Here is a 21766-nt window from a genome sequence, read left to right as displayed (position 1 = left end):
CACTCCTTACACCATCTATTTCACGAGCTAATTTGTGATTTTACTGTATCTTTAGGCTTGGTAAATTTATTTTAGTTCTAAAAAACCTTTAAAAAAGGCATTACACTAAATTATAGCATGATTTATAGGCCATCGCCATAGATCAGCCGCAGATACCATTGAGTGCAATGTGAACTCATGTTCTTTTTGTACATTAGTGAAGTATTTGTGAATTATATAGTATGTAAAAAGCCCGATTCTTTTGCAAGAATCGGACTCTTTAAGCCTTCCGGCATTTAAATACGTGTATATTAGTCTACGATTTCAGCGTTGTCACCGTTTTTCACACCGGCTCCGTTCGCTTCATCTGTATCAATGTGCATATCCAAAGCAAAAGAATCGGACACACGTGCAAGAACATTTTCAAATACAAGGCCACGTTCGCCGCCGACACGTACTTTCAGCAACTGCTTGTCCTTAATGTCCCATTTAGCTGCATCAGATGTATGGAAATGAATATGGCGGGCTGCTACAATCACGCCTTCTTGCAGTTCCACTTCACCAGCGGGTCCTTTTACCGTGATTCCTGGTGTACCATCAATGCTACCAGATTCGCGTACAGGTGCTTTTACACCAATAGCAAAGGAATCAGTGCGAGAGATTTCCAATTGGGATGCGGGACGAGCAGGTCCCAAAATGCGAACCTTATCAAATTGACCCTTAGAACCAATTACAGCTACCGTTTCATTTGCGGCAAATTGTCCTGTTTGGGACAAAGGTTTAAATTCAGTTAATTGATAGCCTGCTCCGAACAAAATTTCAATATGCTCTTGAGTCAGGTGAATATGACGGGCTGAAACGCCGACAGGTACGATTTTACTCATCGTGTGGTCACTCCTTTTTCTCTATACAATACTTTACACATCTATGCTATTATACTCCTATTTTACCAAGAAAGAAAAGGAGAGCGTATAAAGTTCCCTTTTTCGCCCTAATCGGCGTTAAATATCGTCCATAGAAATCGGATCAAACCGTCGTTTTAGCGAACAAGAGAAAGAAAAGCATGATTTCAGCTACGATGAGATGAGGGGGAACGACAACAAATATATTAAGAATAAACAGGACACAGAGTATTCCAGTTAAGAAAAAAATGACTCTGAGACGAGGTTTCAGATGACTTAATCTGTACTGATGAAATACCAGCAAAACCGACAAAAAGTAAATAAAAACAGAAGCAAAGGTAAAGCAAAGCACAAAGATATAGTCTACTTGTCCCAAAAACAAGAGCTGAATCGAAGCAGCTAGCATGCTAAGGGAAAGATAAATAAACAAATGACCATAAATAATAGTCTGTCCTGCTGATTGTTTTGATTTATCTACGCGCTTCTCCATATTCTCAAAATATTGCCACCAGATTGCAATGACTAATACAAAAGCCAAAGCAGCAAATACAATAGAAGAAACCGTAAAATGATCGGATTGTAAAACAGAAAGCATACTTATCACAGATTCGCCAAGCAAAATTAAGGTGAACTGTGCAAAGCGTTCTAAAAGATGCTCCGTATGGATAGGTGTGATCACCAACTTTTTACGGCCAATCAAAGGAACGAGGATATCAATAGCTATACCTGTATATAAAATCAAATATCGAACCCAAGAATCAAAGAAGAGGGAGAAACTAGAGATAACTATTCCAATCCAAAAATAAATTCCGAAAAAACGAGCTGTTTCCTGTTTATGAGCCGTTTCTTTGGGTGCCGAAAGTAAATATTGAACGACAGTCAAACCTCTTAACCCAATATAGCCAACAAAAAAAGATACATAATACGCATCAAAATCTATATTCAGGCTGGCGGTCATGATCAACACGAAAAACAATTGCAGGATCATAAAAATTCGATGTGTTATACTGTCTTGCCCAAAACGATTGTTGTAGACCGTTTGCCCCACCCAAGCCCACCATATTGGGATAAAAATCATAATAAACTTTTCCATATGTTCCCATGAGATACTACCATGCTCAACATGTAGCAAAACATGAGTGGCCTTGGAGACAGCAGCTACGAACAACAAGTCATAAAAGAGCTCAAGCCAGGTAACCTTTTTTATCAACATTATGTAATGGAGCCCCCTCTGATATGGCGGTGCAGCATGGTGACCCGTCAGTCTCGCTCCAACGTCTGCCGTATTTCTGCAAATGTTATTTTAGCACCATGCAATTCTAAGATGCTCCAATTATTTCGTAATCCTTCTCGCTTTGTCAAGAGTGTTCGCAGCTAAAAATTCCCTCTATAAATAGCTATTTAAGAAGAAATTTTGGAAGGCAGATTCGTTTGCAAGTATTCCAGCGCATGTCCTCCCAGCCATCCCTTGACCAGCTCCTCAGGGTAATGCTTCAGCAGCAGTTCTGCAAAAATCGGATATTTCCCCGAGTGCTCCAGCCCTTGCACATGGTGCTCGATACCGTCAAAATCAGAGCCAAACATCAAATGCCTTTCGCCGCCTAATGAACAAATATGCTCAATGTGTGGTAGCAGATCCTCAGCAGTTACCATGCCCTGCTCTTTGAGAAACATTGTGACGAAGGTCAAACCAATCCGTCCGTTACGAGCGATCAGTGCACGAATCTGTTCATCCCGTAGATTACGGGGGTGAGCACACTTCGCAAAGGCATTCGAATGCGAAGCAATGGGCGGTAGAGTGGCCTCCTCTAGCACCTCCCAGAAGCCCTGTACGGACAAATGCGATACATCTAGCAGCAGTCCCAGGTCATTACAGCGATTGACCAAATCGCGCCCCTTGCTACTCAGCCCGCCACCTCTATGTTCCATAATGCCGTCAGCTGCCCAGTTCGCATAATTCCATGTCAGTCCAATCAATCGTATTCCCATGGCATAGCACAATTCTGCATAAAACGGGTTCCCTTCCAGCGCATCTACCCCCTCCAGTGAGAGCAAAGCCCAAGGTGCCCATGTATGATCCGTCCCATTACCATCCACATACGTTATCTTTTCCATGCGCTTCTCTTTTCCTGCCTGCTTTACTTGCTCCTCCTGATGCACTGCGGACGTATTTTTACACATTACCAAGTCTTCCTTCCACAGCAATGGTCTCAACCCACCTGAGATAGAGGTAACATGCTGCCTGAACAGCTCAATTTGACGAATCACATGCTCAAATCTTGGCGTGCCCAATACCTGAGAAATATATATAGCAAATGTTTGCAACCGCACGTTACCTTCTAGCAAACGTTCTTTTGTGACATCAAGCGATGGATGACTGAAATCGATCTGCGCATCGAGCTGCATTTTACATAACACATCACAATGAAAGTCAACAACTGGCCAATTCACTTTTAGCTTATCATTCATGCATCTTACCTCCATTTAGAGATTGAAGCATCACAAATTTATTTTAAAAATCATAGTAACAGACTCACAAAGCAAAAAAGCCCGTTTACAAATCGTAAACAGGCTCAGGCAACTTACATTTATTATCTTGGCTCTACAATCAATTTGATCGCAGTCCGATCTTCTCCATCAATAACAATGTCTGTAAAAGCAGGAATACAAATCAAATCCACTCCGCTTGGTGCGACAAATCCCCGGGCAATGGCTACCGCTTTAATGGCTTGGTTTAGTGCACCCGCTCCAATCGCCTGTAATTCTGCATTTCCGCGTTCACGCAGTACTCCTGCGAGTGCGCCTGCAACTGAATTGGGATTGGATTTTGCTGATACTTTTAATACATCCATAGTAAGTACCTCCCCTGGGAATGATGATGGTTTGATTCCACTATTAGATGTTATTCGAGGGTCAGCAAAAAATTCCTGCTTTTTGGTGACAGTTTTCCTTATTCTTTCCTTAAGTAGCTCACAAAAAGGTTAATCCATCCGCCATTCATCTTCTTTGAGTCTGATTTTCTGAATTTTGCGGGCTTTTCCATCGTTATCATTCAGCTCTACGCTGATGGCATGAAAATGCCATTTGCCCATGTCCACTTGAAAACGTACTGGAAGCTGGGTCTGGAATTTCTGTAACACAGCCTCTTTCTGCATCCCAAGCACTCCCTCATAAGGACCTACCATTCCCGCATCTGTCTGATACGCAGTTCCTTGTGGCAAAATCGTATCGTCATTGCTCTGTACATGTGTGTGCGTACCTACCACGATTGAAGCACGTCCATCCAAATGCCAACCCATAGCGATTTTTTCCGAGGTTGCTTCGGCGTGGAAATCAACTAGGATATGTTTATGTTTTTTGCGCAGCTCATCGACAATTTCATCTGCTGCACGGAATGGATCGTCAATAGCTGGCAAAAAAGTTCTACCTTGCAGATTAACAATAGCCAGCTCCTTACCTCCACCTTTTACAACGGTATGACCCCGGCCTGGTGTTCCTGGTGGAAAGTTAGCCGGGCGGATGATCCGCGGCTCATCATCTATAAAATCAAATATTTCCTTATTGTCCCAAGTATGATTTCCCATCGTAATCCCATGAACGCCCCAATCAAAAAACTCTCTGGCGATGGCTGGGGTAATTCCTCTTCCCGAAGCCGCATTTTCTCCGTTCACAATAATAACATGCGGGTTGTATTTTGATTTTAGCGAAGGGAGATTCTCCCTCAGTGCCTTTCTGCCTACACTGCCGACGATGTCTCCAATAAATAATACGTTGATAGAAAGCCCTCCCTAGTCTGCCTTACATAATGAAAAGTGGCCCTACAAGCAGCGGCCACTTTTCATTGAAATGCTTTTATTTTGCGTATTCTACCGCACGGGTCTCGCGTATGACGGTAACCTTGATATGTCCCGGATAGTCCAGTTCATTCTCAATCGTTTTCGTAATATCGCGGGCCAGTCGGAATGCTTCCGCATCATCAATTTTCTCTGGCTGTACCATGACACGAACTTCGCGTCCGGCTTGAATCGCGTATGATTTTTCAACGCCTTCAAAAGATTCGGAGATGCGTTCCAGCTTCTCAAGACGACGGATGTACGTCTCTAGCGTTTCACGCCGCGCTCCCGGTCTTGCTGCTGACAGGGCATCTGCCGCCCCAACCAGCATGGCGATCACTGAAGTCGCTTCGCAGTCGCCGTGATGTGAGGCAATGCTGTTGATGACGACCGGGTGTTCCTTGTACTTCTTCGCCAGCTCCACGCCAATTTCAACGTGCGAACCTTCCACTTCATGATCCAGCGCCTTCCCGATGTCATGCAGCAATCCTGCCCGTCTTGCCAGTACAACGTCTTCGCCCAGTTCCCCGGCCATCAGACCTGTCAAGTATGCAACTTCCATCGAGTGCTTCAATACGTTCTGTCCGTAACTTGTACGGAACTTGAGACGTCCCAAGATCTTGATCAAATCTGGATGCAAGCTATGCACGCCCACCTCAAAGGTGGCCTGTTCACCATACTCACGGATTCGTTCGTCCACCTCTTTACGGGATTTTTCCACCATCTCTTCAATACGAGCCGGATGTATCCGTCCGTCCGCTACGAGCTTTTCAAGCGCAGTACGCGCAATCTCTCTACGAATCGGATCAAATCCAGACAAAATAACAGCTTCCGGCGTATCATCAATAATGAGGTCAATTCCTGTAAGGGTTTCAAGTGCACGGATATTACGGCCTTCGCGCCCGATGATCCGGCCTTTCATTTCTTCGTTCGGCAATGTGACAACAGAAACCGTCGTTTCTGCTACATGATCTGCCGCACAGCGTTGGATGGCCAGTGTGATGATTTCACGAGACTTTTTGTCCGCTTCTTCTTTGGCCTGCTGTTCAATTTCTTTAATCATCTGAGCTGTTTCATGACGAACTTCCTGCTCTACGTTGGTCAGAATAATACTTCTTGCATCCTCCATCGTCAGATTGGAAATACGTTCCAACTCAGTTACCTGACTCTTGTAAATCAAATCAATTTGCTGCTGGGTTTCATCGATTCGTTTCTCTTTGTTGGCCACTTGTTCTTCTTTGCGTTCCAGCGATTCCAATTTTTTATCCAGCGATTCTTCTTTTTGCAGCAATCTTCGTTCCTGTCGTTGAATTTCATTGCGACGTTCACGAGTTTCTTTTTCAGCTTCGGCACGGATGCGGTGGATTTCATCTTTCGCTTCCAATACCGTTTCCTTCTTCAGCGCTTCTGCCTCTTTTTTCGCGTTCTCCACGATTTGCGCGGCAGCTTCTTCCGCACTGGAGATCTTAGCTTCTGCAATAGATTTGCGAATAAAATAACCAATCCCGAACCCAAAGAATAACGCGGCTACAGCAACGAGAACGAACCAGATCGCAGTCATCATACTGTTCACCTCCCCGTTGGTTCCTCCAAGGCATTCCTTGGGACTTTTTGCAATTGTCACATTTACTTTGATCGTCAAACTAAGACAACGACACAAGGTCGTTTCATTTCATATGCACATGCTTTCACATGTACAATTCCGCCTGGCATAGCGGCATCACTTGTTATTTGGCGATGAGAACTCACCGTGGATTCCGCTTTTTTGGAAGGAAAAAGGGCGTTCCACAAGTATCGTTTCATATATATTTTATTATTTGACAAATGGCATTGTCAAGGGAATGCAAACATTAGTAGACTACCATGCAGCTTTCCATGTAATAACTAGCTCATCCTATCCGTTCATACTAGCCAAAGGTTCAGCAGCCGTTTGGCAACTATTCCTCCCACTGCAACAATTCCTCGTCATCTGAAGCAGCGTCATGCTCGGTCGCAGTGAGATGATTGACTACACGGCGTGTCATATCCCCCGAATATCCGCGTCTCATGAGAAAAGGGTATGTTTTCCTTTTTTTCTCCATTATATCACCACGTACCTGATTCCATTTCTTACGTCCGACCGTCAAAGCGCTCTCCCACTCCTCATTATCGGTGATCTCACCTAACGCTTCGCCAATAGAGGCTTTAGAGATGCCCTTCTGACGAAGTTCTTGCCTAACCCACATCTTCCCCTTACGTTGGCTTGTTATGCGCTGCCTTGCCCATTGACGGGCGTATAAATCATCATCTACGAGTTGTTCCCTATGGAGTCGGACCATTACTTCGTCAATAACAGACTGATCCAGTTCTTTTTGCGCTAAACGCTGGGCAATTTCCTGACGTGTGCGAGGCTTTCGCCCCAAATAGCGAAGCGCAAGTACATAAGCCTGTTGCTTTTCATCTGCCAGAACGATATCTTCCAGTTCTTTTTTATCAAATGACGTTCCTTTGAACATATTGTACTTGATCATTACATCTTCTAATACAGACAGTGAATAAGGACCAAAATGTATGATATACCTTCCATGTTTGCGTCCCTGTCCCTGCTCTACCCTAGTAATCATCAATTCCTCATGATCCGGAAAAAGAGAAATCCCTTGTTGCTTATTTGCTTCCGAAGTGTATTCATCTTCATCGTCCAACTGCAATATATTTCCCTCACTTTGAAATTCACGAAAGCAGCCTTTGAACACCTGCTACGCAAAAGTTAGATTCCACTGACAAAGCAGACTCTAGTTGATGCAAAAATGCCCTGCACAACTGTGCAGGGCATCAGAATCATGCTATTCAAACGGACGGTGCCATAACCCTGGCCCCAGTTCACAAACCAGGATTCACCGAGCTTTATTCAAGCTCCAACAATTCCTGTTCTTCCTTCGCTTGCTGTGCCAACTCTTCTTCTGTAGGCGGAGCAACCGTCGTAATCAGATTGCTGGCCACCCGAATTTTTTGTTCGATCGTACTAGCAATATTCGGATTTTCCTTCAAAAATTGCTTAGCATTCTCACGTCCCTGACCAAGGCGCTCACCTTCGTAGGAATACCAGGCTCCGCTCTTGTCGACAATGTCATGCTCCGTACCGATATCGATCAGGCTACCTTCTTTGGAAATGCCCTCACCGTACATAATATCTACCTCAGCCTGACGGAAAGGAGGGGCAACTTTGTTCTTCACGACTTTAATACGTGTGCGGTTACCCACAATGTCGTTACCCATTTTCAAACTTTCAATACGACGAACATCCAAACGTACCGTAGAGTAAAACTTCAAGGCACGTCCACCTGGTGTTGTTTCAGGGTTACCGAACATAACACCTACTTTTTCACGTAGCTGGTTAATAAAAATAGCAATGGTTTTCGACTTATTAATGGCTCCAGAAAGCTTACGCAATGCCTGAGACATCAAACGTGCTTGAAGACCAACGTGGGAATCTCCCATTTCGCCTTCAATCTCTGCCTTGGGCACAAGTGCCGCTACGGAGTCAACAACTACAATGTCTACTGCTCCACTACGTACAAGAGCTTCGGCAATCTCAAGCGCCTGCTCTCCTGTATCTGGTTGCGATAGTAACAACTCATCAATATTGACACCCAGCTTGCTTGCATACGACGGATCAAGCGCATGCTCGGCGTCGATAAAGGCGGCTTGTCCGCCTGTTTTTTGCACCTCTGCGATAGCGTGAAGAGCTACTGTCGTTTTACCGGATGATTCCGGTCCGTATATTTCAATAACCCGGCCTCTTGGAAAGCCGCCCGTTCCTAACGCAATATCCAAAGCAATCGAACCACTGGGGATCGTTTCCACTTGCATGTGGGTAGACTCACCCAACTTCATAATGGAACCTTTACCAAATTGCTTTTCTATTTGACGGAGCGCCATATCCAGCGCAGCACGACGATCTGACAATAAACTCACATCCTTCATTGTTTGTACTTTAATAATACCTTGTTTTGACACGCTTGCCAAGCATTTTTTCGAACATACATTCGTTTTTTTGTTCACACAGCTCTCTTCTACAATTACACCTGTCTCTTAAAACAAAAAAAGAACCGCTGGCAAAAGGCTTTGCAACGGTTCTTCCGATAAGATGATTATATCATGAATATCTATCTAAAACAACTCTACGACCCACACTGTACATAGATGTTTAAGAGAGTTTCTCGTTCTCTACCAGCCTGCGCCACAATCTGTACAGGATTGCTTTGACTGATCGCAGTCGGATTGTTTCACGGTTACCACTCAGTCTCAGTTCATGTACTTCCGTTTCCTTGTCGCGTTCAGCAATGCCAATATACACCAAACCGACTGGCTTCCGTTCGGAATACCCAGGCCCGGCAACACCAGTAACTGAAAGTCCAAAATCGCTGTCCATGATCATTCTCGCCTGCTCTGCAAGCACAAGGGCTACTTCCTTACTCACTGCACCTGGCGCTTGATCCCCTTCCAAATAATCATAAGGCACGTTGAGTAATTTCATCTTCATTTCATTGGAATAGCACACGATGCCACCTTGAAACATAACAGCACTGCCAGGTATAGAAGTGATGTGTTCCATCAGCATTCCACCTGTACAGCTTTCTGCCGCACTCACAGTGAGCCCGCGTTTGGCCATTAGATCTACGATAACCTTCTCCAGCGTAACATCTTCACTTGCATACATATATTCCGAAAGACGCTGCTGAATTTCTACTTCCGTAGCCGTCAGCTTAATTAGTGCTTCACTTTCGCTGGCCGCCTTGGTGGATATACGGATCGTGACTTCCCCTTCCTTGGCATAAGGAGCAATCGTGGGGTCTGTCTGGGATTGGATCAGATCTAACAAATGGGTTTCAAGAGCTGACTCACCGATCCCTGCAAATTTTAGCATTTTTGAATAAATTGGCATTTCCTCACCGCTCAATGCCTGCTGAAGCAACCAAGGTTTCGCTTGGTTTGCAAACATGGGTTTGAGTTCCTTAGGCGGTCCAGGCAAAACTACATAAAATTTACCGTCCTGTGCAATTGCGTCGCCCACAGCTAGCCCTGTCTCATTTTCAAGCGGAGTAGCGCCTTCAATAGAAAGCGCCTGCCGGCGGTTATTCTCGGTCATTTCTACCCCACGGTTACGGAAAAACTGATCTAGCTTGTCCATTGCAAGACGATCTATGTGCAATTTTCGCCCCAATACAGACGCTATCGCATCTTTCGTCAAATCATCCTGAGTCGGTCCCAGACCACCGGAAAACAAAATAATATCCGCACGCTTCTGAGCAATTCTTATCGCTTCCTGAAGCCGATCTATGTTATCGCCAACTACAGTCTGAAAATATACATCGATTCCGATTGTAGCCAACTCTTGTGACAAATATTGAGCATTTGTATTCACTATTTGTCCGAGCAATAACTCTGTACCTACTGCAATTATTTCAGCTTTCATCAATTCTTCCTCCTGTACTGCGAATATTATGGGAATTATGTAAAGAAACAGCAATAAGTTTAGTCCCTATTGCTGTTTCCATAAAATTTATCCTGTTAAACTTTGGAGGAGCTCAGCAAGTGGATATTTTTCACAAAATAATCAATACCCGAATAAATGGTGATCAACACCGCTGCCCATATCGCTATTAAATCAAACGGGATACCAAGAAAAACAAACGGGAAATTATTAATGAGCAACGCTACAATAGCAACGATCTGGATGATCGTCTTCAATTTGCCCCAATTACTTGCAGCAACCACAGAACCATCCAGTAAGGCAATCTGACGCAGACCCGTAACCGCAAACTCACGGCTAACAATCACAACGACAATCCACGAATCGATTTTTCCCATTTCTACCAAGGAAACCAAAATGGCGGTTACCAAAAGCTTATCAGCAAGGGGGTCCAACAGCTTGCCCAAATTGGTGACCATATTATTTTTACGTGCCAAATATCCGTCAAGACCATCCGTGCTGGCTGCTACAAGGAAAATGATAGCCGCAATCAGCTGATTATACGGCAGCTTGAAAGCTCCGATCTCAATCGGCGGCGGATAAAAATCAAAGTCCACCAGCAAAGCCAGCATCATCACCGGAATAAGGCAAATCCGCGTTATTGTAATTCTGTTGGGTAAATTCACAACACACTCTCCCCTGATTATCGTACTTGATTACAAATGGCAGTTTTCGGATTAAATTCAATCCTATGTAAATCGCTATCGACGAGCGCTATACACCTGAATTGTCTGCATTTTCGTTACAAGTATAATATGGCACAAAACGCATGTCAAAATAACCTGCCGCACATCAAGCAACGTTTTTTCCTACAAAATGTATGAGGGAAAACGGCTTTATTTCATGTTTGTAAATTGAAGCTCCAATGGCAAATCAGCTTTACGCAGCAATTGAATGATCGCCTGTAAATCATCCCTGTTTTTTCCGGTCACTCGGATTTGATCACCTTGAATCTGACTTTTAACTTTTAGCTTGGAGTCCCGAATAAGAATGTTAATTTTCTTGGCATTATCCTGATCAATTCCCTGCTTAAGCGAAAGACGCTGACGCACTGAACCTAAAGAGGCGGGTTCCAATTTGCCATACTCCACATTTTTAAGGGACAGACCTCGTTTGGCCATTTTAGATTGCAAAATATCAATCACCGCATTCAGCTTGTATTCGTCTTCCGATGCAATCGTAAGAGCTTCTTTCTCAAGCTTAAGGCTACTTTTGCTATCCTTGAAATCAAATCGAGTTTCAATTTCACGCTCCGTCTGATGAACCGCATTTGTTAACTCCTGCATATCCATTTTGGAGACGATATCAAATGAATTTTCTGAAGCCATCGTTTCACTTTCCTTTCCACAACAAAGTTCAATATCTAATTATAGGCTAGTCATTTACAAAAATCCAATAATCCGTTGACTAAAAAGGCGTTCTTGCCAGTTTTCCTGACAAAAACGCCTTTATTTCATTTACGGTCAAAATATCTAATTATGGCTTCGTGTTGGAGTTCGGAACATATCCAAAAGTCCAAGCACAATGTGAGCAAGACCAAAGCCCAGTATGCCATAGCCCCATGCATTCGGTGTCAGATAATAGCCCAGTAAACTGACAATTATACCGAGCCCAGTCACAATCCAGCTGACGGTCATAACGTATACACCTCACTTTGCGGAAAATGAAATGACTGCCTTTCCAGGAATTACAGTCATTAGTATTTCCTCGCACCAAGGCGTTTATTCACCATCAGTAGTTGTAGAATCTGTACTACTTTGTGCTGAATCCGTACTGCTACCTGTCGTAGAATCTGCAGGTGAACCCGTCACCCCTGCACTCGTTCCGGTCGAAGAAGCTTCTCCTTGCTGGATCAGTACACGAGTAGTCGATTTATTATCTGTTATCGGTTGACCTGCTACGGAAATATCTGTGGCAGAAGACCGTCCTGATTTGATATATAAACCTTCTGGACCAATATCGAATGACATGGCATCTCCACTTTTAGTCATACCATAACTCAGCTTTTCTCCACGGGAATTTTCTCCCTTGTACACTTCAAGCCAGCTTTCGCCCGTCGCTTTAATATCAACCTTGACCGCGGCTCCCGTTGAACTGGAAACTTTAAAAATCGTCGTCTTGCCTTGCTTGCCGTCCTGTGCCACAGTTACACCTTGTTGTGGCGTAGTCGTATCCGGCTGCTGTCCAGTATCTGGAGTAGTAGCACCCGTACTCCCCGTACCACCTGGCTGAGTTTGGCCGGTTTGCCCCGCATCAGGAGTCTGCCCACCAGCACCATTTGGAGCCGTCGTTTGACCATTGTTCGGCTGTGTCGTAGTGGTATCAGGAGTAGACGTGCTTGGTGTGGTGCTTGGTGTTGTACTTGGTGTTGTAATCGGCGTTGTGTTTTCTGCTGTTTTTGGAGTTGAATGGTTGTTGCTCACCCAATAAGCATAAATAACCCCAACAATGAGAACTAGAAAAAGCCACATTAACGCTGTAGGCAACCATTTAAGATTACCAATCGTGGCGGGACGGCTGGAGCGTTTCTGTGTAACAGGCTCCATGACTGCTTCCGGCTCAGGTTCAGGCACATTGCTTTGATGCCCTTCCAGAATCTCATCGGGGTTCAACCCGACCGTTTCAGCGTATGTTTTAATAAAAGCTCTGACATAAAAGCTTCCCGGCAGCACTTTGTAATCGCCCGTCTCAATGGCTTCCAGATAACGTTTGCGTATCTTCGTCATTTCCTGAACATCGTCAAGGCTCAATCCTTTTTGCAGCCGGGCCTCCTTTAATTGCTGACCCAGTTCTGACATGTCATCATCTCCTTGTGTAATTACGCTTATTTAAAGATCTTCTGTATAACTGGCTGTAAAGGTATCATAAATAATTTCCTCAGCCGGATTATTGCGAAGCTCAATAATGATATTGAAATCGTCAAAGCTGTATCCTGATTCACGTACAAATACATCAGGATGCTCAATCACTTTAGTACTTGGCATACTCATGATTTCCTGAAGCAGATGATAATGTCTTTCATTTGACCGAATTGTACTCACAATACCATCAATAATAAACACATTGTTCGGGTTCATTTCTTCTTCAGAGAGCTGACTGCGCACCGTCTGTCGTAGTAACGTTGAAGACACAAAAGTCCAACGCTTCATTGCGCATACACTACTGGCAATAATGGATTCCGTTTTGCCCACACGCGGCATCCCGCGAAGACCGATCACCTGATTGCCGTCCCTCTTTAATACTTCACCCAAAAAATCGACCAGCAACCCAAGCTCATCGCGTGTAAAGCGAAATGTTTTACGATCATCCGAATCCCGATCGATGTAACGGCCGTGTCTTACTGCCAATATATCAACCAGTCTCGGAGCACGTAAGGCCGTGACTGTAATGTTGCTCGCTTTTTTTAACGTGTCTCCGAGAATGCGTATCTTCTCGTCATCGTCCGTTTCAAGCAACATCCCCCGTCTTTCGCCTTCAACACCGTTGATCGTCAGTATATTAACCCCCAGAATACCAAGCATGGAAGCAATGTCTCCCAGCAGTCCGGGTCGATTTTTATGTATCTTGTACTCCATGTACCACTGTTTCGTTTCTTCCGTCACGTTAGCACCTCATTCACATTCAAACCGTCAACAACTCCAAATCAAAGCATTATTGTATCATAAAATAACATCTTTCGACAAAACCAATTATTGAAATTTGATAGGCTGCATTGTGTTGTAAGCCTCAATCACGTTTATGATATATAAATTACAATGGAATTACAAGAACAGCTCTGTAACCATTACAGAAAAGCCCCCAAAAGGGAGCTTTTCATGTTGGTTCCTACTTATGCGTTGCTCTTGGCCAATTTAACCATTAGCCGGGCGATGGTGTGACGCTCGTCCTCATCGGCAACTCCCCACAGTTCTTTCAGTGCGCGGTTGGAGTGGTTGGCTGGATCGACCTTCTCATCCAGAAAATCACCAATTTCATAAGCAAGCTCAGAAATGGTATCTTGGCTGATTCCCAGCTTCTCCGCTTGCTCTACACGCTGACCGAGGAACTTTTTCCAAACATCAAAATTCTGAACAACTGTTGACATACTTAAATCCTCCTTAGATGATTCAGATTTAAAATCAACAGTTGTAATATGCTCTTCTCAGACGCTTACTATACTGGTGGATTCCTCCAAGCGCTATTTCCCTTAAGTCACCCATCCTCCGTTAGGACTTATGACCTGGCCATTAATATAACCTGACTCAGGAAGCGCAAGAAAATAAACTAGGGACGATATTTCATCAGGTCGAGCCAATCGTCCAGCAGGAATTTCTTCTTCCAAACTGGTAATTTCGCCTTCATCCAAATGATCCAGCATCGACGTATCCACTGCACCTGGAGCTACAGCATTCACTGTCACCCCGGAAGGTGCTACCTCTTGAGCCAGCGCTTTAGTGAAAGCGTTAATGCCTCCCTTGGTGGTGGAATACAACACCTCGCACGAAGCACCACATATCCCCCACACGGATGAAACATTCACAATGCGGCCATAGCGTTGGGAAATCATATGTGGCATAAAAACCTGCGTGCACAAAAAGGTTCCCTTAACATTGACAGCCATCACTTCGTCCCATTCCTCTTCCGAAACATCTGTTAACAGCCCATAATGAGATAGTCCGGCATTGTTCACAAGAATATCCGGCTTCATCCCGTGATTATCCAGCTTTTCACGCATGCGTTCGATCTGCTCCTTGCTCCGCAGATCCGCTGACACGGTCATTACCTTGCCTGAATAAGCCATGCAACGACGGGCAACTTCATTTGCTTTTTCATGGGACTTCATGTAGTGAATGACCACATTCATCCCTACAGCTGCAAAACGCTCAGCAATAGCCGCACCAATTCCGCCACTTGCCCCTGTAATCAGCACGGTTGTATCGCCAATCGCTTTTAGTTCTCCGCCCTCGGTGGTCATCGTTTCCCTCTCCCTGGACATTACGGACTCACCACTAGTGATATTGCGAGTTGATCCCACTGGATATGGTCTTTCAGACGGCGATTTACATCCTCAAGCGTGATACTTTCATAAATCGGAAGCAGTTGGAAAAAATCGCTGCCCCGGAAGCGATGTCTTGTAAATTCATGCGCAATATTTTCTGGTGAATTGAGTGTACGCAGATAACCACCGATTTTCTTTTTGCGTGCCCGTTCAAAATGTTCTGCTGCAAAGCCCTGCTTCTGGATGGACTCCACCTCTTCACGTATTCTCGCCAACAGCCGATCCGGGTCTTTGGTATCCCCACCGATTGCAGAGAATGCATATTGCTGCGTGCTATTGTACTCATGACCAAAACTGTCCGAAATCAGATCCTCATCGTAGAGCTTTTGATACAATTGTGTACTGGAGCCAAACAGGAGATCTAGCATCAGCTTGGTTTCCAGATCATGACGGAGCAATTCTTCACCCGTTAGGCCTACTTCAGCCTCCTTAAATCCAAACAGTAGCTTTGGCAGAGAAACGGCCAGCTTTACCTCACGACGTGGTTCTGCAACTGTAGTGGGTTCATCGTCGAAAATCCGCTCGATCTCTCCCTGCGGCTTATAGTCCTTTTTAGCCTGATTGTTACGTACCAGTTCTATTACTTCAGCTGGATCCACTCCGCCCACTACAAAAAGAATCATATTGCTTGGATGGTAGAAAGCTTCATAGCAACTGTACAGCGTTTCCTTTGTAATCGTACTGATGGATTGAACAGTACCTGCGATATCAATATGCACCGGATGGACCTTGTACAACGCCTCGATCAGACCAAAGTAACTCCGCCAATCGGGATTATCTTCATACATATTGATTTCCTGGCCGATAATGCCTTTTTCCTTCTCTACATTTTCATCTGTAAAGTAAGGATGCTGCACAAAATTGACCAGCGTGGTCAAATTTTCTTGAATACGCTCGGTTGCCGAAAACAGATATACTGTTTGATCAAAGCTCGTAAATGCGTTCGCCGATGCCCCATTAGAGGAAAAGGTAGCAAAAATATCGCCTTCAGGCTCTTCAAACATTTTATGCTCCAAAAAATGGGCTATGCCATCCGGCACCTTTACGGGCTGTTGACCTTCTACGCGGAAATGATTATCAACCGAGCCGTATTTAGTCGCAAATGTAGCGTACGTTTTCTGAAAACCCGGTTTGGGCAACACATAAACGTGTAAACCGTTATCCATTACTTCATAGTACAACGTTTCCTGCAAATGCTCATATGGTATATGCTCCACCGCTATTCCCCCTTCTGGTCTCTCAAGAAATAAATAGTGTCCAGTCGGAACGTCCGGGCGGCATCCTGAACATCCTGCACCTTGACTGCCTCCACCTGACTCAGCAGCTCATCTACCGTCCGCTCTTTACCAGAAAGCTGTCTGTTAAAATCATAGGCGATCATTTCAAAAGCGGAATCCTGCATCTCCTTTAGCAAGTTGCGAATCATCGCCTGCGTTTGGGTCATTTCCAGCTCGGTAATCGCTCCATTTTGCGTATCTTCCAGTTGCTTGCGGATAATAGTAACCGCTTTTTCATAATTAGGAATTTCGATACCAGATTGAATCGTACCAATCCCTTTATGCCCGTCATACCGCGATGAAGCGTAATACGCCAAACTTTCCTTTTCCCTTACATTAACGAACAGCTTTGAATGCGGATACCCACCCAAAATGCCATTGTACATCAGAGCGGAAGCATAGCGATCGTCTCCATACGTAATAGGGGTGCGCAACCCCATGTTGAGCTTGCCCTGGTTCACATCAAGACGCTCTACAACGGTTTGAACCTCACGCTCTACCGATTTGGGCTGTTCTGGAACATACCCTGCTTCCGCTGAACGGTTCAATTGAAAATAGCGATCAACAAACTTCTCAACTTCTTCCAGCGTCGTATCTCCCACAACGTATAAATCCATGCTGGCATGATTCAGCCATTCTCCATAAGCCTGATACAAACTCTGTGCATCTATGCTGTCCAGATCGGATCGTTGACCAAGAGGGTGCAGACGATAAGGCTCATCTTTGCACATTTCCTCCATACAGCGCTCACCAGCATAACGTATTTTATCGTTAACTATAGATTCCAGCTTTTTACGCACATTTTCTCGTTCCTGCTGGACGTATCCCGTTTGAAATGCACCATTTTCCAATGCAGGCTTCGTCAGCACTTCTCCGAGAAAAGCAAACGAACGATCCAGCAAACTATCCGGACTGTTTACAAAGCTGTCATTAATCGTATCCATGCGAAATTGCACGATCTGATAATCTCCACGTTTGTATACATCGAATCCGAAACCCGCGCCATACAATTGTTCTAACTGTTCTCTGAATTGTGTAGTCTGCGGATACGATTCTGTACCCCGTCGCAGAACGAAAGGTACCAGCCCCACTCGGGTAACGGTTTCCTCACGTAGCGGAGTACCTACATACAACGATATGGCAAACGTCTTAAAGCGCTTGGTCGGCAGTACATGAATCCTCAGTTGTCTGCGTGTGCCACGCTCGAAACCTGTTTTGTTCAAGTCCAAAACTCCTTTGTGACGTCAATTTGCGTCTAGCCTTTGATTAGCATTAGCTGCTGTAAATCATCCTCCTGTAAAGAGGTAAAGTGTACCAATCTTTATTCTAACCATGCAAAAGCCAAGAAGCAACCGGAGACAAGCTCCCGGCTGCTTCGGCGTTTTACATGCAGAAAATATGCTCCCCAATGGTTTTCACCTGCGGACGGGACCAAATCCATTTGGAGGTGGCTGTTTTTGGGTTAAAATAATAAAGACATCCTCCACTTGGGTCCCAGCCGTTCAGTGCTTGGCGTACCGCCTTTTGTGCAGTCTCATTCGGTGTGAGCCAGATTTGGCCGTCTGCTACAGCTGTGAAAGCTCCTGGCTGAAAGATCACTCCAGATGGTGAGTTGGGAAAGCTCGGTGACTTAACCCTGTTCAAAATAACAGCCGCGACGGCAACTTGTCCTTCAAATGGCTCGCCGCGGGATTCACCGTAGACCGCGTTGGCCATAATTTTGAGATCATTTTCAGATAGTCCCATGGTGTTGGCCGATCCCATCGTTTCATCATTTTGATCCGCTTTATCGTTATTGTCCGCTGTCTGTCCCTGAGCGGAACCTTGATTGTTACGATGCATAGGAGTTTCCGTTGGCTTCCAGTTAGGAGTAGCATTCACCAGCTTTAATTTCGTCTTTGCTCCGACCACTCCATCGGGACGGATGCCAAATTCCTTTTGAAAACCCTTGACAGCTTTTAGTGTACTGCTGCCAAAATGGCTGTCCACTTTCCCGCCAAAAAAGCCCAGCAACTTCAAACGTGATTGCAACTCATATACATCCTGACCGTAAGATCCAAAATCAACCGCTCCCGAGCTGAATGTCGGCTGGGAAGGTTGCGCTGCTTGTACTTTCTGCTGTGTGCTCAGCGGCTCTGCTTGCTGCTGTGCAGAGTCATTTTTAAAAAGTCCTGTGTACGTAATAGCCGAGGCTGCGAGGATACCCGTGCAAATCCAGACCATTGTCTTTTTCATATGCTGCGCTCTACCTTTCTTTTGTGGGATTAACAGGATGGCTACGTTTATTATGACAAGCTCCGCTTAAAGCTATTCACCCTTTTAATCTTCTTTCAGCAGGTAGTCGCCACACCTCAAAAAAACATCACAAAAAACGCTGTTTGTTCACTTGGAGTTGTCATATTAGAACAACCACCATGCGAACAAACAGCGTTTTAATGTAGTGCTGAATAGAGATAATGCTTAGGAACTAACTTTATTTTGCTGATATTGCTCCATTGAGATAAGGACCTCACGGGGCTTGCTGCCCTCGTAAGGGCCGATGACTCCGCGAGCTTCCATGGAGTCAATCAATCGAGCAGCACGTGTATAACCGATCCGCATACGGCGCTGAAGAAGCGAAACGGAAGCTTGTTTAGCCTCTAAAATGATGTTGACAGCCTGATCGTACAGCTCATCCAGCATTTCATCTGCATCAGCCGATACCTCTTCCACCTCCGGCACAAGCGTTTCATCATACTGCGCTTCACCCTGTTCACGTACATAGTTAACAATATTTTCGACTTCTTGATCGCTCATGAACGCTCCCTGAACGCGGACAGGTTTAGAAGCCCCCATTGGCATGAACAGCATATCACCACGTCCGAGTAGCTTCTCGGCTCCGCCCATGTCCAATATGGTACGGGAGTCTACCTGCGAGGAAACGCCGAAGGCAATACGTGAAGGAATATTGGCTTTAATCACCCCGGTAATTACGTCAACCGAAGGTCTCTGGGTTGCAATGATAAGGTGGATGCCTGCTGCACGTGCCATTTGGGCAAGTCGTGCAATCGCATCCTCCACATCTCCCGCAGCTACCATCATTAAATCTGCCAACTCGTCCACAATAACGACGATGTAAGGCAGAAATGCATCCGGGTTATCTTTCATCAGATTATTATAGCCCTCAATATTACGGGTTCCTGATTTGGAAAATAACTCATATCTTTTTTCCATTTCAACTACAATTTTCTTCAATGCAAGTGAGGCACGCTTTGGATCAGTCACGACCGGAGCCAACAAATGCGGGATTCCGTTGTACACGTTCAACTCCACCATTTTAGGATCGACCATCAAAAATTTGACCTCATCCGGCTTTGCTTTGTACAAAATACTCGTGATGATCCCATTGATACACACTGATTTACCCGAACCTGTTGCCCCAGCTACAAGCAGATGGGGCATCTTGGCCAAATTACCAACAATCGTCTGTCCTGCAATATCACGTCCGAATGCAATGGATAAATTGGAAGTTGACTCCTGGAAAACGGTTGTCTCCATTACCTCACGCATCGTGACAATGGAAACTTCATTATTCGGAACCTCAATTCCGATAGCAGATTTGCCAGGAATCGGAGCCTCCATACGGATATCTTTGGCAGCAAGCGCAAGCGCAATGTCATCCGTCAGACTCACAATGCGGCTGACCTTTACTCCAATGTCCGGCTGAATTTCATAACGCGTTACGGCAGGGCCACGTACAACCTCCAGCACCTTCGCCCGCACACCGAAGCTTTCCAGCGTTGCTTCCAGCTTGCGTGCCGTTTGCATGTAATCCTTTTGTCCCATACCTTTGCCTACGTTTTGTGGTTTAGCAAGCAAACGAAACGATGGGAGCTTGTACGGTTTAGGCGGCGGCGGAGCCGGAATAGCTGTATGGGTACCTTCAGCCTCTTCGCCTGCAACCCCAGTTGCAATCGTCTGAGCTTGTCCCTGAGCACCTTCTAATGTCCCCTGGATCGTTGTCGAATCATCCATATCCGTATTCGCATGGGCATCCACAAAGTCATCATCCAGGGATTCATCAATAATGGAAGTTGTCTGCTCTGCCCCTGTCAGGGACTCTCCAAATTCAGCTTCCGGTCTTCTTTCCTCATGCTTTACTTGTTCAAAGAAATCCCTAATAATGGGCGACCTTTTTACCGGAGTTGCAGCTTCCCCCTCAGCGTGTTCGACTACGTCAGACAGCTCTTCACTCTGGTTATCGTTTATCCACTGGGCCTGCGCGTCCTCAGCTTCATATGGAAGACCATGATCATCCTCATCCGTATCGACGGAATGCTTCTCCTTGTCCGCTTTATCTGAATTTTTGAGACCAAACAACTGAAAGAAAATCGGTTGTTTGCGTGCAGGAGGCTGCATTTCGTCAAAGTCATCATCCATGTCTTCCTCATAGGCAGGAATCGGCTCAGACTTGATTTTTCTATTTCCACTACCTTTGCTAGATGCCGAAAGCGGAGTAGCTTTACCAGTCCATTTTTTACGCACGCTTCCCCCGACTGTCAGCAGCTTGGTCTTTACAATCCGTACCAAATCCACATAGGACAGTTGGGTCATCAGCATGAAACAAATGACGAACATAACAATCATGATCAGTTTAGCTCCTGTGAGACCAAACAGCCACAACAGAACAGTAAGCTGCAATGCGCCTACGTACCCCCCGCTGATATCCTTGTTCAGCATTGAGGTATGGCCCTGCTGGTCAGGCGACAGCAACTGCTCACGCATATCTATATGTATCTGGGTCATCACTCCGCCCGGCTGAAGCGCGTTGATCGGCCCCAAACGCTGCTCCATAGATGAAATAGAACTCATAAGTGTAAAGGCAAATACCAACAGGAGCAAACCCGTTTTACGCGAGTTCCACTGGTTCGGCCACTTGCGGTGAATCATCACCATCAGACCATAATAAATGCCAATGAGAGGGATAACAAAATAGAATTTCCCCAGTACGAGCCCAAACATCTTGGATAGCGACCGACCAACTGCCGCTTCACCCGACAACGCAATGACCGCTAATGTAATCAGCACAATGCCGTAAATTTCAAATTTTAGAACTCCGCCAAATGCGGCTTTCTTTTTTCTTTTTCTTCTTCTGGACATACAAGGTCACCCCCCAGAAGAATATTATACCACGTCACCCGGTATCCGCACATATGTTCTTTTTCAGCAGTAAATGACCTATTTCT

At 45.2% G+C, this 21766-nt stretch carries 20 protein-coding genes; all 20 read right to left on the bottom strand.

Annotated elements, in window-relative coordinates; all coding sequences use genetic code 11:
• Positions 1-290: 290 nt before the first annotated feature.
• Positions 291-863 carry a phosphate propanoyltransferase gene (gene pduL / locus ACUUJN_RS10405; protein ID WP_023988243.1) on the bottom strand — a complete coding sequence of 191 codons (573 nt, stop codon included), beginning with the start codon at positions 861-863 and terminating at the stop codon, positions 291-293.
• A gap of 142 nt (positions 864-1005) precedes the next feature.
• Positions 1006-2094 carry a low temperature requirement protein A gene (locus ACUUJN_RS10400; protein WP_028542700.1) on the bottom strand — a complete coding sequence of 363 codons (1089 nt, stop codon included), beginning with the start codon at positions 2092-2094 and terminating at the stop codon, positions 1006-1008.
• Between the two features lie 188 nt (positions 2095-2282).
• Positions 2283-3350 (bottom strand): dipeptidase, encoded by a 1068-nt coding sequence (locus ACUUJN_RS10395; protein WP_053325273.1) that lies wholly within the window; start codon positions 3348-3350, stop codon positions 2283-2285.
• Between the two features lie 122 nt (positions 3351-3472).
• Positions 3473-3733: a stage V sporulation protein S gene (locus ACUUJN_RS10390; protein ID WP_007430104.1), complete on the bottom strand. Its 261-nt coding sequence runs from the start codon at positions 3731-3733 to the stop codon at positions 3473-3475.
• Between the two features lie 129 nt (positions 3734-3862).
• Positions 3863-4657: a TIGR00282 family metallophosphoesterase gene (locus ACUUJN_RS10385; RefSeq protein WP_418028025.1), complete on the bottom strand. Its 795-nt coding sequence runs from the start codon at positions 4655-4657 to the stop codon at positions 3863-3865.
• A 76-nt stretch (positions 4658-4733) separates the two neighbouring features.
• A complete protein-coding gene (gene rny, locus ACUUJN_RS10380) occupies positions 4734-6278 on the bottom strand; it encodes a ribonuclease Y (protein WP_013309958.1) in 1545 nt (514 codons plus the stop codon).
• A gap of 373 nt (positions 6279-6651) precedes the next feature.
• Positions 6652-7401 (bottom strand): regulatory protein RecX, encoded by a 750-nt coding sequence (locus ACUUJN_RS10375; protein ID WP_028542702.1) that lies wholly within the window; start codon positions 7399-7401, stop codon positions 6652-6654.
• 196 nt (positions 7402-7597) lie between these two features.
• The gene (gene recA / locus ACUUJN_RS10370; protein ID WP_023988239.1) at positions 7598-8659 is read right to left on the bottom strand and encodes a recombinase RecA; all 1062 of its coding nucleotides are present in this window, start codon (positions 8657-8659) and stop codon (positions 7598-7600) included.
• A gap of 241 nt (positions 8660-8900) precedes the next feature.
• Positions 8901-10169 carry a competence/damage-inducible protein A gene (locus ACUUJN_RS10365; RefSeq protein ID WP_028542703.1) on the bottom strand — a complete coding sequence of 423 codons (1269 nt, stop codon included), beginning with the start codon at positions 10167-10169 and terminating at the stop codon, positions 8901-8903.
• Between the two features lie 95 nt (positions 10170-10264).
• Positions 10265-10852 carry a CDP-diacylglycerol--glycerol-3-phosphate 3-phosphatidyltransferase gene (gene pgsA, locus ACUUJN_RS10360; RefSeq protein WP_013309954.1) on the bottom strand — a complete coding sequence of 196 codons (588 nt, stop codon included), beginning with the start codon at positions 10850-10852 and terminating at the stop codon, positions 10265-10267.
• A gap of 210 nt (positions 10853-11062) precedes the next feature.
• Positions 11063-11554, bottom strand: coding sequence for a YajQ family cyclic di-GMP-binding protein (locus ACUUJN_RS10355; protein WP_013309953.1), 492 nt, complete (start codon positions 11552-11554; stop codon positions 11063-11065).
• A 144-nt stretch (positions 11555-11698) separates the two neighbouring features.
• The gene (locus ACUUJN_RS10350) at positions 11699-11863 is read right to left on the bottom strand and encodes a hypothetical protein (protein WP_023988236.1); all 165 of its coding nucleotides are present in this window, start codon (positions 11861-11863) and stop codon (positions 11699-11701) included.
• A gap of 84 nt (positions 11864-11947) precedes the next feature.
• A complete protein-coding gene (locus ACUUJN_RS10345) occupies positions 11948-13024 on the bottom strand; it encodes a helix-turn-helix domain-containing protein (RefSeq protein ID WP_028542704.1) in 1077 nt (358 codons plus the stop codon).
• Positions 13025-13054: 30 nt separating this feature from the next.
• Positions 13055-13828: a DUF3388 domain-containing protein gene (locus tag ACUUJN_RS10340; protein ID WP_013370747.1), complete on the bottom strand. Its 774-nt coding sequence runs from the start codon at positions 13826-13828 to the stop codon at positions 13055-13057.
• A gap of 227 nt (positions 13829-14055) precedes the next feature.
• Complete coding sequence (locus tag ACUUJN_RS10335) at positions 14056-14310, bottom strand: DUF3243 domain-containing protein (protein WP_013309950.1); 255 nt, start codon at positions 14308-14310, stop codon at positions 14056-14058.
• A gap of 102 nt (positions 14311-14412) precedes the next feature.
• Complete coding sequence (gene ymfI / locus ACUUJN_RS10330; protein WP_023988234.1) at positions 14413-15180, bottom strand: elongation factor P 5-aminopentanone reductase; 768 nt, start codon at positions 15178-15180, stop codon at positions 14413-14415.
• A gap of 20 nt (positions 15181-15200) precedes the next feature.
• Positions 15201-16481, bottom strand: a complete 1281-nt coding sequence (gene yfmH, locus ACUUJN_RS10325) for an EF-P 5-aminopentanol modification-associated protein YfmH (RefSeq protein ID WP_023988233.1) — start codon at positions 16479-16481, stop codon at positions 15201-15203.
• 2 nt (positions 16482-16483) lie between these two features.
• Positions 16484-17764 (bottom strand): EF-P 5-aminopentanol modification-associated protein YfmF, encoded by a 1281-nt coding sequence (yfmF, locus tag ACUUJN_RS10320; protein WP_023988232.1) that lies wholly within the window; start codon positions 17762-17764, stop codon positions 16484-16486.
• A gap of 160 nt (positions 17765-17924) precedes the next feature.
• Positions 17925-18776: a spore cortex-lytic enzyme gene (gene sleB / locus ACUUJN_RS10315; protein ID WP_023988231.1), complete on the bottom strand. Its 852-nt coding sequence runs from the start codon at positions 18774-18776 to the stop codon at positions 17925-17927.
• 225 nt (positions 18777-19001) lie between these two features.
• Positions 19002-21680: an FtsK/SpoIIIE family DNA translocase gene (locus ACUUJN_RS10310; RefSeq protein ID WP_484669556.1), complete on the bottom strand. Its 2679-nt coding sequence runs from the start codon at positions 21678-21680 to the stop codon at positions 19002-19004.
• Positions 21681-21766: the final 86 nt, after the last annotated feature.

It is taken from the genome of Paenibacillus sp. LRG-1 (assembly GCF_057220305.1).
This window is presented reverse-complemented; position numbering and strand designations above follow the sequence as displayed.

What these genes read in the sequence shown, in the direction of transcription:
- sleB (WP_023988231.1), bottom strand. Translation starts at nt 18,776, where the DNA reads ATGAAAAAGACAATGGTCTGGATTTGCACGGGTATCCTCGCAGCCTCG.
- ACUUJN_RS10365 (WP_028542703.1), bottom strand. Translation starts at nt 10,169, where the DNA reads ATGAAAGCTGAAATAATTGCAGTAGGTACAGAGTTATTGCTCGGACAA.
- ACUUJN_RS10395 (WP_053325273.1), bottom strand. Translation starts at nt 3,350, where the DNA reads ATGAATGATAAGCTAAAAGTGAATTGGCCAGTTGTTGACTTTCATTGT.
- ACUUJN_RS10390 (WP_007430104.1), bottom strand. Translation starts at nt 3,733, where the DNA reads ATGGATGTATTAAAAGTATCAGCAAAATCCAATCCCAATTCAGTTGCA.
- ymfI (WP_023988234.1), bottom strand. Translation starts at nt 15,180, where the DNA reads ATGACCACCGAGGGCGGAGAACTAAAAGCGATTGGCGATACAACCGTG.
- pduL (WP_023988243.1), bottom strand. Translation starts at nt 863, where the DNA reads ATGAGTAAAATCGTACCTGTCGGCGTTTCAGCCCGTCATATTCACCTG.
- ACUUJN_RS10310 (WP_484669556.1), bottom strand. Translation starts at nt 21,680, where the DNA reads ATGTCCAGAAGAAGAAAAAGAAAAAAGAAAGCCGCATTTGGCGGAGTT.
- ACUUJN_RS10355 (WP_013309953.1), bottom strand. Translation starts at nt 11,554, where the DNA reads ATGGCTTCAGAAAATTCATTTGATATCGTCTCCAAAATGGATATGCAG.
- rny (WP_013309958.1), bottom strand. Translation starts at nt 6,278, where the DNA reads ATGATGACTGCGATCTGGTTCGTTCTCGTTGCTGTAGCCGCGTTATTC.
- ACUUJN_RS10335 (WP_013309950.1), bottom strand. Translation starts at nt 14,310, where the DNA reads ATGTCAACAGTTGTTCAGAATTTTGATGTTTGGAAAAAGTTCCTCGGT.
- ACUUJN_RS10345 (WP_028542704.1), bottom strand. Translation starts at nt 13,024, where the DNA reads ATGTCAGAACTGGGTCAGCAATTAAAGGAGGCCCGGCTGCAAAAAGGA.
- ACUUJN_RS10400 (WP_028542700.1), bottom strand. Translation starts at nt 2,094, where the DNA reads ATGTTGATAAAAAAGGTTACCTGGCTTGAGCTCTTTTATGACTTGTTG.
- ACUUJN_RS10350 (WP_023988236.1), bottom strand. Translation starts at nt 11,863, where the DNA reads ATGACCGTCAGCTGGATTGTGACTGGGCTCGGTATAATTGTCAGTTTA.